We start from the raw sequence: 15,899 nt of genomic DNA, 5'->3' as shown, positions 1-15,899 counted from the left end.
CGATCCGCCCCGTCCCGAATCCCACGAGGAGCACCACGTGAAGGCCAGTCCCGCCGACCAGGAGCAGCTGCTCCGCCTCCAGGCCATCGACACCCGTCTGCAGCAGCTCGCGCATCGCCTGCGCTCGCTGCCGCAGACGGCCGAGCTCGCCTCGCTCGCCGAGCGCGACACCGCCGTCCGCGGCCGGCGCGCCGAGGCCGTCGGCTCGCTCGAGGACGCCCGCACGGAGCTCGGACGCATCGAGTCCGACGTCGAGGTGGTCGAGAAGCGCATCGCGCGCGACGGCGACCGGCTGACGCACACGTCGTCGATGAAGGACGTGCAGGCGCTCGAAGCCGAGCTCGCATCGCTCCGCAGGCGCCTCAGCGACCTCGAGGACGCCGAGCTCATCGTGATGGAGAAGGTCGAGGAGGCCGAGGCCCGCGTCGCCGGGATCGATCGCGAGCGGGCCGAGCTCGCCGAGGCGACCGCATCGCTCGAGGCGGCCCGCGACGAGGCGGCCGGCGGGCTCGGCACCGAGCGGGAGCAGGCCGAGCGCGACCGGGCGACCCTGGCCGGCACGATCCCCGACGACCTGCTCCGGTTCTACGAGGACCGTCGCGTCAGGGGCGGTGGCATCGGTGCCGCGCTCCTCCGCCAGCGCACCTGCGGCGGCTGCACGATCACGCTCACCGGCTCCGACCTCGAGTCCGTCCGTCGCGCCGCCGACGACGAGGTCGTGCAGTGCCCCGAGTGCGACCGGATCCTCGTGCGCACGGCCGAATCGGGTCTCTGACCGGCGCACCCGGTTCGGGGCGGTAGCCTTGGAGATGCGAGCGGGTCGGCAAGACGGCCGCGTCGCCCGAGCGATCGGGCGCCGAGGAACGTCCGGGCTCCGCAGGGCAGGACGGTGGGTAACGCCCACCCGGGGTGACCCGCGAGACAGTGCCACAGAAAGCAGACCGCCACGGGCCTCGGCCCGCGGTAAGGGTGAAACGGTGGGGTAAGAGCCCACCAGCGGCCGCGGTGACGCGGTCGGCTCGGTAAACCTCGTCCGGAGCAAGGCCAGACAGGGAACGATGGGGCTGCCCGTCCCGTTCCCGGGTGGGCCGCTGGAGGGTCACGGCGACGTGGCTCCGAGAGAGATGGTCGTCCAGCCGGTGTCGCGCAAGCGCCCGGTCAACAGAACCCGGCGTATCAGTCGGCCCGCTCGCACCCGGCGACGCTAGGAGCGCGCCGCGAGCGCGGCCGCGCCGAGCAGGCCCGCGTTGTTCCGGAAGGCCGCCGGCACGATGGGCGTGTCGAGCGAGAGCAGGGGCAGGAACTCGCGGTGGTGCTTCGAGACGCCCCCGCCGACGACGAACAGGTCGGGCGAGAACAGGAACTCGACGTGCGCGTAGTAGCGCTGCAGCCGTTCCGCCCACTCGGACCACGAGAGGTCCTCCCGCTCCATCGCGGAGTACGCGGCCCGCTCCTCGGCATCGTGCCCATCGAGCTCGAGGTGGCCGAGCTCGCTGTTGGGCACGAGCACGCCGTCGTAGATGAAGGCCGAGCCGATCCCGGTCCCCAGCGTGGTCAGGATCGCGAGGCCGCGCTCGCCCTTCGCCGCACCGAACCGGGATTCGGCATAGCCGGCGGCATCCGCGTCGTTGATGAAGTGGATGTCGCTGCCGAGCTCGCGCTCGAACATCCGCTCGGCCTCGAGGCCGATCCACTCGTCCGAGATGTTCGCCGCCGACAGCGTGCGGCCGTGCCGCACGATCGCGGGGAAGCAGACTCCGAGCGGCAGCGACGTGTGCCCCTGCCCGGCGATGACGGCGAGCAGCTGCCCCGTGGCCTCGAGGATGTCGGCGGGCCGGCCGCCCTTGGGCGTCTTGATCTTCACCCGCTCGGTGACCAGTTCGCCGGAGCCGAGGTCGACGACCGCCCCCTTGATGCCCGTGCCGCCGATGTCGATGCCGATCGCGCGTTCCGTCGCCATGGCGCCACCCTATCGCGGCGCGCGCGAGCGGCCGCTCAGGGCAGGGTCAGGATCTCGGCGCCGCGCTCGGTGACGACCAGCGTGTGCTCGAACTGGGCGGTGAGCGATCGATCGCGGGTGACGACCGTCCAGTCGTCGCCCCAGAGGTCCCAGTCGATGCCGCCGAGCGTGAGCATCGGCTCGATCGTGAAGACCATGCCCGGCTCGATGACCGTGGTCGCCCGCGGGTCGTCGAAGTGCGGGATCACGAGGCCGGTGTGGAACGCCCGGCCCACGCCGTGCCCCGTGTAGTCGTGCACCACCCCGTAGCCGAACCGCCGCGCATAGGACTCGATGGCGCGCCCGATGACGTTCACCTGGCGTCCGGGAGCGACGGCGCGGATGCCGCGTGCGAGCGCCTCGCGCGTGCGCTCGACGAGGAGCCGGGCCTCCTCGTCGGCGTCTCCGACGAGGAAGGTGCGGTTGAGGTCGCCGTGCATGCCGCCGAGGTAGGCGGTCACGTCGAGGTTGACGAGGTCGCCCTCCTCGAGCACGGTGTCGTCGGGGATGCCGTGGCAGATCACCTCGTTCACCGAGGTGCACGAGGACTTGGGGTACCCGCGGTAGCCGAGCGTGGACGGGTAGGCGCCGTGTCCGACGACGTACTCGTGCACGATGCGGTCGAGCTCGTCCGTGGTGACCCCGGGCCGGATCGCGGCGGAGGCCGCCTCGATGGCGCCCGCGGCGACGCGACCCGCGGCGCGGATCCGCTCGACCTCGTCGGCCGTGTACCGGTCGCCGCCGGTGTCGGGCGACGGCGCCGCGCGGCCGACGTACTCGGGTCGTGCGATGGAGGCGGGCACCGGTCGGGCGGGCGACAGGCGGCCGGGGATCAGGTGGCCGTCAGGGTCCTTGGGCATAGGATCAGCCTATGTCCGGCGACACTGAGCACCAGTTCTGGTACAACCTCAACACCGGCGAGGTCGAGGAGGGGATGGTCTCCCCGGCGGTCGAGCGGGTCGGCCCGTTCGAGACCCGCGCGGAGGCCGAGCAGGCCCTCGAGATCCTGCGCGCGAACAGCGCGAAGTGGGCCGAGGAGGACGCCGCCGAGGAGTGATCCGACCGGGCCCGCGCCCCGGGGCGCGCCGGCCCGAACCGGCTCAGTAGGAGTGCTCCTCGGTCGGGTACGCGCCGGACGCGACGTCCGCGCGCCATGCCGTGGCCGCCTCGCCGAGCACGCCGGCGAGGTTGGCGTACTGCTTGACGAACTTCGGGATCCGGCCGGGGGTCAGCCCCGCCCAGTCGGTCCAGACGAGCAGCTGGCCGTCGCAGTGCGGGCCGCCGCCGACCGAGATCGTGGGGATCTCCAGCAGCTCGGTGACCTGCCGCGCCGCGTCGGCCGGCACCATCTCGAGCACGACCGCGAAGGCGCCGGCCTCCTGCACCGCCTCGGCGTCGGCGAGGAGCTGCTTCACGCCCTCGCCGCGCCCCTGGATGATGTGCCCGCCGAGGCCGTGCTCGCTCTGCGGCGTGTAGCCGATGTGCGCCATGACCGGGATCCCGGCTCCGACGACCCGGCGGATCTGCTTCTGGCTCCGCTCGCCGCCCTCCAGCTTGACCGCGTGCGCGCCCGTCTCCTTCATGAAGCGGATGGCGGTGTGCAGCGCCTCGTCGGGTCCGTTCTCGTACGAGCCGAAGGGCATGTCCGCGACCACGAACGCGCGCTGGACGGCGCCGGCGACCGCGCGGGTCAGCGGGATGAGCTCGTCGACCGTCACGGGCAGCGTCGTCTCGTAGCCGAGCACGTTGTTCGCGGCCGAGTCGCCGACCAGCAGGAAGTCGATGCCCGCCTCGTCGAAGATGCGCGCGGTGAGCGCGTCGTAGCTGGTGAGGCCTGTGATCTTGATGCCCTCGCGCTTGGCGTTCTGGAAGTGCCGCGTGCGCACCCGCTTCGGCCCGGGCGAGGCCTTCGCAGCCCCGCCGTACGGGTTCTCCGCGGGTGCGTCGGTGCGGTCGGTCTCGGCGTCGTGCGATAGGGGCTCGGACATGTCGCCAGTCTGGCACAGGTGCCGTCCGCCCGACCCGGCCCCTCCCGCGCGACCCAGTACGCTGAGAGCATCGAGGAAGGGTGTGCATGGACAAGCAGCGCGACTTCGTTCTCCGGACCATCGAAGAACGCGGGGTCAAGTTCGTCAGGCTGTGGTTCACCGACGTCGTCGGCACGCTGAAGTCGGTCGCGATCGCCCCGGCCGAGGTCGAGGGCGCGTTCACCGAGGGCATCGGCTTCGACGGCTCGGCGATCGAGGGCCTCAGCCGCACGTTCGAGTCGGACCTGCTCGCGTTCCCCGACCCGACCACCTTCCAGACCCTCCCGTGGCGCGGCGACATCGACCCGACCGCGCGCATGTTCTGCGACATCACCACGCCCGACGGCGAGCCGGCGGTCGCCGACCCGCGCAACGTGCTGAAGCGCACCCTCGCACGCGCCGCCGACCGCGGCTTCACCTTCTACACGCACCCGGAGATCGAGTTCTACCTGCTGAAGTCCAGCAAGTACGGTCCCGAGGGGCCGCAGCCGGTCGACTCGGCCGGGTACTTCGACAACGTGCCCGGCGGCACGGCCCACGACTTCCGTCGTCGTTCGGTGCGGATGCTCGAGGACCTGGGGATCTCGGTCGAGTTCAGCCACCACGAGGCGGGCCCGGGCCAGAACGAGATCGACCTCCGCTACGCCGACGCCCTGACCACGGCCGACAACATCATGACGTTCCGCACGGTCGTGAAGGAGGTCGCGATCGAGCAGGGCGTCTACGCGACCTTCATGCCGAAGCCCTTCTCCGACAAGCCCGGCTCGGGCATGCACACGCACCTCTCGCTGTTCGAGGGGGACGCGAACGCCTTCTACGAGGCCGGCGCGCAGTACCAGCTGTCGAAGATCGGCCGCCAGTTCATCGCCGGCCTGCTCATGCACGCCAACGAGATCACCGCGGTCACGAACCAGTTCGTGAACTCCTACAAGCGGCTGTGGGGCGGCGACGAGGCGCCGAGCTTCATCTGCTGGGGGCACAACAACCGCTCCGCGCTCGTCCGCGTGCCGCTCTACAAGCCCGGCAAGGGGCAGAGCGCGCGCGTCGAGTACCGCGCGATCGACTCCGCCGCGAACCCCTACCTGGCGTTCTCGCTCATGCTCGCCGCGGGGATGAAGGGCATCGAGGAGGGCTACGAGCTCCCGGCCGAGGCCGAGGACGACGTGTGGGCCCTCACCGACAGCGAGCGCCGCGCCCTCGGCTACCGCCCGCTCCCGGCGAGCCTCGACCACGCGATCGAGTACATGGAGGAGTCCGAGCTCGTCGCCGACACCCTCGGCGAGCACGTCTACAACTACGTGCTCGCCAACAAGCGGGCCGAGTGGCGCGACTACCGTTCGCAGGTCACGCCCTTCGAACTCCAGCGCAACCTCGAGATCCTCTGACGATCGGCAACGGATGACGCGCCAGGCACCGATGCTCGGCGCGCTGGCGCGTGCCGGCTTCGACGACCTCGACCGCGCCGCGCGCGAGGTCGCCGCGCTCGCCGAGCGCGGCGGCGTCCCGCTCGACCGGCTCATCGACGCGTTCTCGGTCGCGGGCGATCCCGACCAGGCGCTCGACGAACTGCGCCGGCTGATGGACCGGGCGCCGGCGCCCGTGCAGCGGATCCTCGGCGACGACGAGGCGCTCGACCGCGCGCTGCGCCTGCTCGGCGCCTCGCGCGGGTTCGCCGAGTACCTGCTGCGGAACGTCGACGAACTCGAGGTGCTGCACGCGACCCCGCAACCGCCGCCGAGCGCCGAGGCTGCCTCGGACGAGCTCGTCGGCGCGGTGGCATCCGTCGACGCCTCCGGAGGCGACCTCGCCGACGCCGGCCAGCGCCTGCTCCGGACGCGCTACCGGCGGCTCCTGGCGCGCATCGCGCTCTGGGATCTCACGCGCCCCGATGCGATCGACGCGGTCGACACCGTCGCGGCGGGCCTGGCCGACCTCGCCGGCGCCGCGCTCGACGCGGCGCTGCTGCTCGCGCGACGCGTCACCGCCCGGGGTCCGGGCGAGCCCGCCGCTCCGGGGCGATTCGCCGCCGACGAGGTCGAGGCCACGCGGCTGGCCGTCATCGGCATGGGCAAGACCGGCGCCAGGGAGCTCAACTACGTCAGCGACGTCGACGTGATCTTCGTCGCGGAGTCCGCCGACGAGGAGTCGGTCGCGACGGCGAGGTCGATCGACATCGCCACGCGGCTCGCCATGCTCGTCATGCGGTTCATCGGCGAACCGGGCATCGAGCCCCCGCTGTGGGAGGTGGACCCGAACCTCCGCCCCGAGGGCAAGGACGGCGCGCTGGTGCGCACGCTGGAGTCGCATCTGCAGTACTACGACCGCTGGGCGAAGAGCTGGGAGTTCCAGGCCCTCCTGAAGGCGCGCCCGCTCGCCGGCGACCGCGAGCTCGGCGAACGGTACGCGGCCGGGGTCGCGCCGAAGGTGTGGGCGAGTTCCTCCCGAGAGGGGTTCGTCGAGTCGGTCCAGCGGATGCGCGAGCGGGTCACCGAGCACATCCCCGCCGACGAGGTCGACGTGCAGCTGAAGCTGGGCCCGGGAGGGCTCCGCGACATCGAGTTCACGGTGCAGCTGCTCCAACTCGTCCACGGTTCGACCGACGCGGCGATCCGCCAGGGCGGCACCATCGCCGCCCTCGAGGCGCTCGCCCGGCACGGCTACGTCGGGCGGGAGGAGGCGGCCGAGTTCTCCCGCGACTACCGGATCCTCCGCGTGCTCGAGCACCGGCTCCAGCTCGGCCGGCTGCGCCGCACCCACCTCATGCCGCGCGACGCGAACGCCACGCGCGTGCTCGCCCGCGCCTCCGGGCTCGCGCGGACCGCCGACGAGCTCACCGCGCTCTGGCAGGGCACCCGTCGCCGTGTGCGCGGCCTGCACGAGCGGCTCTTCTACCGGCCCCTGCTCTCGGCGGTCGCCGCGCTGCCCGCCGACGGCCTCGGCCTCACGAACGACCAGGCCGCCGCACGACTCGCGGCCATCGGGTTCCGCGACCCGAGGGGAGCGCTCGGGCACATCGGTGCGCTGACGTCCGGCGTCACGCGCCGCGCGACCATCCAGCGGCACCTCATGCCCGTGCTCATCTCGTGGTTCGCCGACGGCACCGACCCGGACTACGGCCTGCTCGCGTTCCGTCGGATCAGCGACACGCTGGGCACGACGCACTGGTACCTCCGGCTCCTGAGGGACTCCTCGGATGCGGCACTGCGTCTCACGCGCGTGCTGTCGGGGTCGCGATTCGCCGGCGAACTGCTCGAGCGGATCCCCGAGGCGGTGGCCTGGCTCGAGGACGTCGACGAGCTGCGACCCCGCTCCCTGGGGGCGCTCCGCGATGAGGCGAACGCCGTCCTCGCCCGGCACGGCCAGCTCGACGCGGCCGCGAAGGTGCTGCGCGCCATGCGTCGTCGCGAGGTCCTCCGACTGGCCCTCGCGGGGATGCTCGACGTGTGCACCATCGAGGAACTCGGACACGGACTCAGCGACGTCGTGGAGGTCCACATCGACGGCCTGGTGCGGGCCATCCGCCGAGACGAGGACGGCATCGAGTTCGCCGTGATCGGCATGGGCCGTTTCGGCGGACGCGAGCTCGGGATCGGCTCCGACGCCGACATCCTCTACGTCTACCGGCCCGCCGGCGCCGAGCCGGAGGCGGCCCACCGCCGGGCGCTGAAGATCGTCTCGGAACTCGTGCGCGTCAGCGAGGATGCCCGCCTGCCCTTCGACCTCGACGCCGACCTCCGCCCGGAGGGCCGCAACGGCGTCATCGCCCGCTCGCTGGACGCCTATCGCGCGTACTACGCCCGCTGGTCGCTCACCTGGGAGGCGCAGGCGCTGCTCCGGGCGCGCGGGGTCGCCGGCGATGCCGCGCTCGTGGCCGAGTTCACCGAGCTCGCCGACTCCGTGCGCTATCCGGATCGCATCGAGGAACGCGAGGTCCGCGAGGTCAAGCGGATCAAGGCGCGGGTCGAGAACGAGCGCCTGCCGCAGGGCGCCGATCCGAATCGCCACCTCAAGCTCGGGCGCGGTTCGCTGAGCGACGTCGAGTGGTACGTGCAGCTCATCCAGCTCGAGCACGCGGCCCGCGTGCCGGCACTGCGGACGACGTCGACCCTCGAAGCGCTCGACGCCGCCGTCGACGGAGGGCTCGTCGACGCGACGGACGCGGAGACGCTGCGGGCCGCGTGGGTCTTCGCGTCGCGCGCGCGATCGGCGCTCACGCTCTGGCTCGACCGCACCACCGACGTCCTGCCGGTCGAGCGGACGCAGCTCGAGGGCGTCGCCCGCATCATGGGGTACCCGCCCGGGTCCGCCACGCAGCTCGAGGACGACTACCTGCAGGTCACGCGGCGCGCACGCGCCGTGTTCGAGCGCGGGTTCTACGGCGTCGAGCCGCGGCGCGAGCCGACCCGGAGCTGACCCGCACCCACCCGCCGGACGCACGAGGGCCCGTGTCGCAGTGCGCGACACGGGCCCACGGCTCTCCCCGGGGGGATGGGAGAGCGATCAGACGCCGTAGTAGAGCTCGAACTCGAACGGGTGCGGACGCTGGGCCAGCGGCTTCAGCTCCTTCTCCCGCTTGTAGTCGATCCAGGTCTCGATGAGCTCCTTGGTGAACACGCCGCCCTCGAGGAGGAAGTCGTGGTCGGCCTCGAGCGCATCGAGCGCCTCGCCGAGCGACGCCGGCACCTGCGGGATGGCCTTGGCCTCCTCGGGCGGGAGCTCGTAGAGGTCCTTGTCGACCGGCTCGTGCGGCTCGATGCGATTCTTGATGCCGTCGATGCCAGCCATGAGCTGGGCCGCGAACGCGAGGTACGGGTTGCCCGAGGCATCCGGCGCGCGGAACTCGATGCGCTTGGCCTTCGGGTTCGTTCCCGTGATCGGGATGCGGATCGACGCGGAGCGGTTGCCGGCCGAGTAGACCAGGTTGACCGGAGCCTCGAAGCCCGGCACCAGGCGGTGGTAGGAGTTCACCGTCGGGTTCGTGAAGGCCAGCACCGCGGGGGCGTGCTTGAGGATGCCGCCGATGTACCAGCGCGCGATGTCCGAAAGGCCGCCGTAGCCGGCCTCGTCGTAGAACAGCGGCTTGCCGTCGTTCCAGAGCGACTGGTGCGTGTGCATGCCGGAGCCGTTGTCGCCGAAGAGCGGCTTCGGCATGAAGGTCGCCGTCTTGCCCCACTCGTTGGCGGTGTTCTTCACGATGTACTTGAACTTCAGGATGTCGTCGGCCGCGTGGACCATCGTGTCGAACTTGTAGTTGATCTCGCCCTGGCCGGCGGTGCCGACCTCGTGGTGCGAGCGCTCGACCTCGAGGCCGGCGTCGATGAGCTTCAGGACGATGTCGTCGCGGAGGTCGGCGTGCTGGTCGACCGGCGAGACGGGGAAGTACCCGCCCTTGTACGCGGTCTTGTTGGCGAGGTTGCCGCCCTCTTCGGCGCGGCCGGAGTTCCACGCGCCCTCGCTCGAGTCGACCGAGTAGAAGCTGGAGTTCTGCTTGACCTCGTACCGCACGTCGTCGAAGACGTAGAACTCCGCCTCGGGGGCGAAGAACGCCGTGTCGGCGATGCCGGTCGAGGCGAGGTACTTCTCCGCCTTCTTGGCGACCTGGCGCGGGTCCTTGCCGTAGATCTCCCCGTTGCGGGGGTTGTAGATGTCGAAGACCATGATCAGCGTCCGCTCCGCGCGGAACGGGTCGATGTAGGCCGTCGAGACGTCGGGGATGAGCTGCATGTCCGACTCGTGGATCGACGCGAAGCCGCGGATCGAGGAGCCGTCGAAGAGCTGGCCGACGGTGAAGAAGTCCTCGTCGACGGTGGAGGCCGGGATGTTGAAGTGCTGCTGCACGCCCGGGAGGTCGGTGAAACGGATGTCGAGGAACTTGACGTCCGTCTCCTTGATGAACTTGAGGACTTCGGAAGAATCACTGAACATGCGAAGGTGCTCCAAGGCGGGTAGGGGGCGAGACGTAGTCGTTCGACCGCTCCCGACGCTAGCCGGAGGCGGTTTCCCGACCGTGACGCGAATGTTTCGGCCGTGTTACACGGTACGCGATCGATAGAATCGACCGGTGAGCGCCCCCAGCCCCGCCCCGTCCGGACACCTCGAACCCAGCCGATACCCCGGCGAGCGGCTCGGACTCCCCGAGGAGGGCAGCGGCTCGATCGCCCGGCTGGGTCGACGCGTCGTGGCGCTGCTGCTCGACTGGGCGATCGCGAACGTCATCGCGCTGCTGGCCGGTCCGTACGCGTCCAATGCGCAGTCGTGGACGACGCTGCTCGTGTTCGCGGTCATGCAGGCGGTGTTCATCCCGACCATCGGCGGCAGCATCGGGCACCGCGCGCTCGGACTCCGCGTGGTCTCGCTCGACGGGCGCTGGGTCGGCCTGTGGCGCCCGGTGGTGCGAACGCTGCTGCTGGTCTTCGTGATCCCGGCGGTCGTCTACGACTCCGATCATCGCGGGCTGCACGACCGGGTCGCGGGCACGGTGCTGATCCGCATGTGACCGACGACAGCGGCATCCGCTCGGGTGAACGGATGCCGCTGGTGTCGTGGTCTCGGTCGGTCAGCGCATCTTGCCGCGCTGAGGGCGCACCTTCATCGGGTCGACGCCCTTGGGGATCGGCAGCGACGCCTGAAGCGAGTTCAGGCGGTTGGTGACGGCCAGCACCTCGGGCTTGGTCAGGACGCGCTTCCTCTTGCGCAGCGTGGCGGGGAGCCGGTGCAACTCGATGGAGCCCTCCTCGTGGCCCACCGAGAGGAGTGCGACGGGCACGTTCGGCAGCACGCGGCTGATCTTGCGCTTCTCGTCCTCGAGCATTCGCGTGGTCCGCGATCGCGGGCCCTCGCTGATCAGCACCACACCGCCGCGCCCGACCGCGCGGTAGACCGCGTCCTGGGTCTTCCCGTTCACGGCGACCGGCATCTCGTTGCCGACCCAGCCGCCGCGCAGGCCGCTGCGGAGCACCGCGCCGACCGCGCCGGGCTGACCGTCGATCTGCGAATAGGCGGCACGCTCGGCCCGACGGCCGAGGATGACCAGTGCGATGAGGATGCCGGCGAGCACGCCCGAGATCACCCAGAGCGCGATGGTGAAGCCGTTGCCGCCGCTGAGCCACAGCGCGAGGCCGAGGCTCACCACGATGGGGAGCAGGAAGCCGAGGAGCATGAGCCACTGGGCGCTGGAGTCGTAGCGGCGGGTCATCTGGAAGACCTGCCACATCTGCTTCATGCGGCCGGGCTCCTTGCGTGGCTTGGGGGCGGACCCGGCGTCCTTGGTGCGTGCCATGCGTCAAGGATACCGGCGCCGACGGGGCCGCCCGGACCGCGAGCGCGGATCCGTGCGGCCCCGTCGTGCCGGCCGTCGCGGCGTCGTTCAGCCGACCGCCTGCGCGAATCCGAGCGACGCGTCCGCGAGGTGCGAGAGCTCCTGGGGGAGGTCGCGGCCCTTGGCGCGCATCGACTGCGCCCACAGGCGGCCCGCACGGTACGAGGACCGCACCAACGGTCCCGCGAGCACCCCGAGGAAGCCGATCTCCTCGGCCTCCGCCTTGAGCTCGACGAACTCCTCCGGACGCACCCACCGTGCCACCGGGAGGTGGCGGGGGCTGGGCCGGAGGTACTGCGTGATGGTGATGATGTCGGTGCCGGCATCGTGCAGGTCGCGGAGCGCCTGCGAGACCTCCGCGCGATCCTCGCCCATGCCGAGGATCAGGTTCGACTTCGTGATCAGGCCCGCATCGCGGCCCTGCGTGATCACGTCGAGGGAGCGCTCGTACCGGAAGGCCGGGCGGATCCGCTTGAAGATGCGCGGCACGGTCTCGACGTTGTGTGCGAACACCTCGGGCCGGGCGGAGAACACCTCGCCGAGCAGCTCGGGATTGCCCGAGAAGTCGGGCACGAGGATCTCCACGCCGGTGCCGGGGGACTGGGCGTGGATCTGCCGGATCGTCTCGGCGTACAGCCAGGCGCCCTCGTCGGGCAGGTCGTCGCGTGCGACGCCCGTCACGGTCGAGTAGCGCAGCTGCATCCGGACCACGGACTCGGCGACGCGACGCGGTTCGTCGACGTCGTAGTCCGCGGGCTTGCCGGTGTCGATCTGGCAGAAGTCGCAGCGCCGGGTGCACTGCGAGCCGCCGATGAGGAAGGTCGCCTCGCGGTCCTCCCAGCACTCGTAGATGTTCGGGCAGCCGGCTTCCTGGCAGACCGTGTGCAGTTCCTCGCCCTTCACGAGCTCCTGCAGCTGGCGGTACTCGGGTCCCATCTTCGCGCGGGTCTTGATCCACTCGGGCTTGCGCTCGATCGGGGTCTCGGCGTTGCGGACCTCGAGGCGCAGCATCCGGCGCCCGCCGGGATCGGCGCTCATGCGGCGACCCCCTCGACGGGCGCGAACTCGGCGTCGAGCCGGGCACGAATCGCCTCGACCACGTCGGCCGGCTCAACGGTGCGACCGAGCACGCTCGTCATCGTGGTCACACCGGCGTCGCGGATGCCGCAGGCGACGATCTTCGCGTACGGCGCGAGCGAGTTGGAGCAGTTCAGCGCGAAGCCGTGCATCGTGACGCCGTCGGCGACCCGGATGCCGATCGCGGCGATCTTCTCCTCCCGGCCCTCGCGGACGACCCAGACACCGGATCGTCCCTCGACGCGACGACCCTCGACGCCGAAGCCCGCGAGCACGTCGATGAGCACCGCCTCGAGGCGGCGGACGTAGCCGACGACGTCGATCGGCTCGGCGAGCCGCAGGATCGGGTACCCGACCAGCTGCCCGGGGCCGTGCCAGGTGATCTTGCCGCCCCGGTCCACGTCGACCACCGGCGTCCCGTCGGTCGGTCGTTCGTCTGGGGCGGTGCGCTTGCCGGCGGTGTAGACCGGTTCGTGCTGGAGGAGGATGACGGTGTCCGGTCGTTCACCGGAGACCACCGCCTGATGGACGGCGCGCTGGAGGGAGAGTCCCTCGCTGTACGGCACGGAGTTGGCGCTTAGCCCCGTGACGACGTAGTCGAGCATGTGCTCCAGTCTACGTTCGCGAGCCGTCCTCCCCAGCCCGGTCGCGGACCTTGCCGTCGAGGACGGTGGGACGCGGTCCGGGTCGACGGCCCGAGTGCGCGAGCATTCGGTCATGCCGCAGTTCCGCCGACGTCGCGACGATCGGGCCGCCCCGGTCGGGCCGGCGTCGAGGCCCGAGGTGTCCGCCGGAGCACGTCCCGCCTCCTCGGCGATCGCCGCAGGAGACGGCGTGCTCGCCGGGTACCGCCTCCTGCGCCGGCTCGCCGGGGGAGAACGGGCCGACCTGTTCCTCGCCACCGTCGAGTCGGAGGCGACGGAGTCCGAGAACGCGGCGACGTCGGTCAGGCCCGACGACCCGCCGCTCGTGGTGGTGCGGCGCTACGGACCGGAGGCCGACGACGAGTCGCTGTCGGCCGAGATCGCCGCGATGGACGCCGACCCGACGGGAACGCTGCCGAAGCTGCTCGACCTGGCCGGCGCACACGACGGGAGCGTGTGCCTCGTGGTCGAGCGGGTACCGGGTCCGTCGCTCGCCGACGTGCTGCGCGCAGGACCACTGGACCCGGGCGAGGTCGTCACGGCGATCGCGCCGATCGTGGTCGCGGTCCGCGAGCTCGGCGACCGCGGCGTCGTGCATTCGCGGCTCGACGCCTCCGACATCCGCTTCGACCGCACCGGTCGGCCGCGGCTGCTCGGGCTCGGTGCCCTGCACCGGCTCGACCAGGTCGCCACCGCGCCGGAGCGGACCGCCGTCATCCGGGATGGGCACTGCGCACTGGTGCGGCTCCTGGAGGATGCGGCCGCGGCATCCAGCGATCGCGACGTGTTCGCGTCGGCGATCCGGCTCGCGCGGGGTGCGCTCGACGCGCGGCCGTTCCGCCGGATGGAGGCCGAGATCGAACGAGCGCTCTTCGCGGCGGCCGCGCCGCGGCCGGTCCGCGCCGCAGCCTCCCGGTCGTCGCACCCCGGAGCGGGCGGTGTGCACTCCGTCGGCGACCGCCGACCGGGTGCGCCGGTCGACGTGGCCGCTGCCGCGTCGGCGCCGGACGAGGCCGGGCTTCGCAGGGCCGGGATCGGTCGGCTCGCGGCGCTGGCCCAGCTCCCGCCGGCGCCGCTGGGAGGGCTGGTCGACGCGCTCGATGGCGATCCCGGGGCGCGTGCCGTGCGCCGGGCGGCGGGCTGGGTCCGGCGCCGACGTCGTCCGATCGCCGTGGGCGGTCTCCTCGGTGCGGCGGTGCTGGTCGCGGTGCTCTCGGCGATCCCGCCCGCCGAGCGCACCGCGACGAGTCCGGCGGTGAGCGCGGCGCCGGCCGAGCGGACACCGGCAGCGGATGCGACGTCGGCCGACCCGGGAGACGCGCCGACTGTGGCGCCGACCGAGCCGGCGGCGCTCCCGGACGATCCGGCCGCGGCCGCGGCCGCACTCCTGGAGATCCGACGGACGTGCCTCGCGGCGGGAGACGCGGCATGCCTCGACGCGGTCGATCAGCCCGGATCGCCGATGGCGCTCCGCGACCGGCTGTCGATCGAGCGCGGGGAGGCCTGGCGCGACGAGGAGCCGGACCTCGACGGGATCGCCGTCACAGCCGATCTCGGCGACGCGATCGTGCTGACCGTCCCGTGGGCGGATCCGGAACGCGAACCGGCCTCGCTCCTCATGATGCGGAGCGAGGCCGGATGGCGTCTGCGGGAGTGGTTCGACTAGATGCCGAGGTCGCCCTCGAAGTCGCCTTCCTCGAGGCGCGCCTTGACGGCCGTGAGGAAGCGGGCGGCGTCGGCGCCGTCGATGATCCGGTGGTCGTAGGAGAGCGCGAGGTACACCATCGAGCGGATCGCGATGGCGTCCGAGCCGTCCTCCGAGATCACGACCGGTCGCTTGACGACGATGCCCGTGCCGAGGATCGCGGTCTGCGGCAGGAACACGACCGGCGTGTCGAAGAGCGCGCCGCGGGAGCCCGTGTTGGTCAGCGTGAACGTTCCACCGGCAAGCTCGTCGGGCTTCAGCTGGTTGTTGCGCGTGCGCTCGGCGAGGTCGGCGATCTGCTTGGAGAGCCCGGCCAGGTCGAGCTCGCCGGCGTCGCGCACCACCGGGGTCAGGAGGCCCCGCTCGGTGTCGACCGCGATGCTGAGGTTCTCGCGCTCGGGGTAGACGATCGACTCGCCGTCGACGGTCGAGTTGATGATCGGGTAGGCGCGGAGCGCCTCGACCGCCGCCAGGGCGAAGAAGGGCAGGAAGGAGAGCTTGGTGCCCGTCTTCTCGTGGAACTGGCCCTTGACGCGGTCGCGCAGGCGGGCCACTCGCGTCACGTCGACCTCGACCACCGAGGTGAGCTGGGCCGTCGACTGCATCGACACGACGGCGCGCTCGGCGACGACCTTGCGCAGCCGGGTCATCGGCTGCGTGGTGCCGCGAAGCGGCGAGGTCTCGAGCGGCTGGCGGGCCGGAGCGGCTTCGGCCGCGGGCGCGGCGGCGGCGGAACCCGCGGTCAGGACGTCCTGCTTGCGGATCCGGCCTCCGACGCCCGTGCCCTGCACCGAGGCGAGGTCGACGCCCTGCTCGTTCGCGAGCTTGCGAACGATCGGGGTCACGTAGCCCGACGGGCCGGCGTGCGCGCCGCCGGTCTGGGCAGCGGCCTGCTCGGGCGCGGCCTGCTGGACGGGAGCGGCCTGAGGTGCCGGGGCCGCAGCGGGCTCGGGCTGGGCGGCCGGCGCCTGGGGCGCCTCGGCGGCCGGGGCCGGCGACTCGTAGCCGCCCTGCTGCTCGGGAGCGGCCTGCTGCTGGGGCGCGGCCTGCTGCTGCGGAGCGGCCTCCTGCTGGGGCGCGGCCTGCTCCTGGGGAGCGGCCTCCTGCTGGGGCGCGGCCTGCTCCTGGG

Annotated in this window: 14 protein-coding genes and 1 other RNA gene; 7 read left to right on the top strand and 8 right to left on the bottom strand. The window is 72.0% G+C overall.

Annotated elements, in window-relative coordinates:
• Positions 1-37 precede the first annotated feature (37 nt).
• Together ACUY4T_RS11350 and rnpB are read left to right on the top strand one after the other, a co-directional pair.
• Positions 38-775 carry a zinc ribbon domain-containing protein gene (locus ACUY4T_RS11350; RefSeq protein ID WP_446019048.1) on the top strand — a complete coding sequence of 246 codons (738 nt, stop codon included), beginning with the start codon at positions 38-40 and terminating at the stop codon, positions 773-775.
• A gap of 41 nt (positions 776-816) precedes the next feature.
• Positions 817-1,192, top strand: an RNA gene (gene rnpB / locus ACUY4T_RS11345) — RNase P RNA component class A.
• Positions 1,193-1,204: 12 nt separating this feature from the next.
• Here the strand turns inward: rnpB and ppgK are convergent.
• Together ppgK and map are read right to left on the bottom strand one after the other, a co-directional pair.
• Entirely contained in the window at positions 1,205-1,960 is a 756-nt protein-coding gene (ppgK, locus tag ACUY4T_RS11340; protein WP_446019047.1) for a polyphosphate--glucose phosphotransferase, read from the bottom strand.
• Positions 1,961-1,995: 35 nt separating this feature from the next.
• Positions 1,996-2,859, bottom strand: coding sequence for a type I methionyl aminopeptidase (map, locus tag ACUY4T_RS11335; RefSeq protein ID WP_446019046.1), 864 nt, complete (start codon positions 2,857-2,859; stop codon positions 1,996-1,998).
• An 11-nt stretch (positions 2,860-2,870) separates the two neighbouring features.
• Here map and ACUY4T_RS11330 point away from each other — a divergent pair, with 11 nt between their 5' ends.
• Positions 2,871-3,056 carry an SPOR domain-containing protein gene (locus ACUY4T_RS11330; protein ID WP_446019045.1) on the top strand — a complete coding sequence of 62 codons (186 nt, stop codon included), beginning with the start codon at positions 2,871-2,873 and terminating at the stop codon, positions 3,054-3,056.
• A 43-nt stretch (positions 3,057-3,099) separates the two neighbouring features.
• Here the strand turns inward: ACUY4T_RS11330 and panB are convergent, their stop codons facing one another.
• The gene (gene panB, locus ACUY4T_RS11325) at positions 3,100-3,987 is read right to left on the bottom strand and encodes a 3-methyl-2-oxobutanoate hydroxymethyltransferase (RefSeq protein ID WP_446019044.1); all 888 of its coding nucleotides are present in this window, start codon (positions 3,985-3,987) and stop codon (positions 3,100-3,102) included.
• Between the two features lie 86 nt (positions 3,988-4,073).
• On the opposite strand from panB, the gene ACUY4T_RS11320 reads away from it, so the two are divergent.
• Both ACUY4T_RS11320 and ACUY4T_RS11315 read left to right on the top strand, forming a co-directional pair.
• A complete protein-coding gene (locus ACUY4T_RS11320; protein ID WP_446019043.1) occupies positions 4,074-5,411 on the top strand; it encodes a glutamine synthetase family protein in 1,338 nt (445 codons plus the stop codon).
• A gap of 13 nt (positions 5,412-5,424) precedes the next feature.
• Positions 5,425-8,439 carry a bifunctional [glutamine synthetase] adenylyltransferase/[glutamine synthetase]-adenylyl-L-tyrosine phosphorylase gene (locus tag ACUY4T_RS11315; RefSeq protein ID WP_446019042.1) on the top strand — a complete coding sequence of 1,005 codons (3,015 nt, stop codon included), beginning with the start codon at positions 5,425-5,427 and terminating at the stop codon, positions 8,437-8,439.
• A gap of 87 nt (positions 8,440-8,526) precedes the next feature.
• Here the strand turns inward: ACUY4T_RS11315 and glnA are convergent, their stop codons facing one another.
• Positions 8,527-9,951, bottom strand: a complete 1,425-nt coding sequence (gene glnA, locus ACUY4T_RS11310) for a type I glutamate--ammonia ligase (protein WP_446019041.1) — start codon at positions 9,949-9,951, stop codon at positions 8,527-8,529.
• Between the two features lie 136 nt (positions 9,952-10,087).
• On the opposite strand from glnA, the gene ACUY4T_RS11305 reads away from it, so the two are divergent.
• A complete protein-coding gene (locus ACUY4T_RS11305; RefSeq protein ID WP_446019040.1) occupies positions 10,088-10,522 on the top strand; it encodes an RDD family protein in 435 nt (144 codons plus the stop codon).
• A gap of 60 nt (positions 10,523-10,582) precedes the next feature.
• Here the strand turns inward: ACUY4T_RS11305 and ACUY4T_RS11300 are convergent, their stop codons facing one another.
• The 3 genes from ACUY4T_RS11300 to lipB all read right to left on the bottom strand — a co-directional run bounded on the left by ACUY4T_RS11300 (position 10,583) and on the right by lipB (position 13,026).
• Positions 10,583-11,305: a DUF4191 domain-containing protein gene (locus ACUY4T_RS11300; protein WP_446019039.1), complete on the bottom strand. Its 723-nt coding sequence runs from the start codon at positions 11,303-11,305 to the stop codon at positions 10,583-10,585.
• An 87-nt stretch (positions 11,306-11,392) separates the two neighbouring features.
• On the bottom strand, positions 11,393-12,382 hold the full coding sequence (gene lipA / locus ACUY4T_RS11295; protein WP_446019038.1) for a lipoyl synthase: 990 nt from the start codon (positions 12,380-12,382) through the stop codon (positions 11,393-11,395).
• On the bottom strand, positions 12,379-13,026 hold the full coding sequence (lipB, locus tag ACUY4T_RS11290; protein WP_446019037.1) for a lipoyl(octanoyl) transferase LipB: 648 nt from the start codon (positions 13,024-13,026) through the stop codon (positions 12,379-12,381). The genes lipA and lipB overlap by 4 nt, the downstream gene beginning before the upstream one ends.
• Before the next feature lie 112 nt (positions 13,027-13,138).
• Between lipB and ACUY4T_RS11285 the strand changes: the two genes are divergently transcribed.
• A complete protein-coding gene (locus ACUY4T_RS11285; RefSeq protein ID WP_446019036.1) occupies positions 13,139-14,731 on the top strand; it encodes a serine/threonine-protein kinase in 1,593 nt (530 codons plus the stop codon).
• Here the strand turns inward: ACUY4T_RS11285 and sucB are convergent.
• Positions 14,728-15,899 (bottom strand): 2-oxoglutarate dehydrogenase, E2 component, dihydrolipoamide succinyltransferase (gene sucB / locus ACUY4T_RS11280; protein ID WP_446019035.1); only part of this gene is annotated, 1,172 nt, incomplete at its 5' end. The two genes, ACUY4T_RS11285 and sucB, sit on opposite strands and share 4 nt — an antisense overlap.

The sequence above is a fragment of the Agromyces arachidis genome, assembly GCF_052805135.1.
Note: the sequence above shows the minus strand (reverse complement) of the source record. Positions and strands in the feature narration are given on the sequence as shown.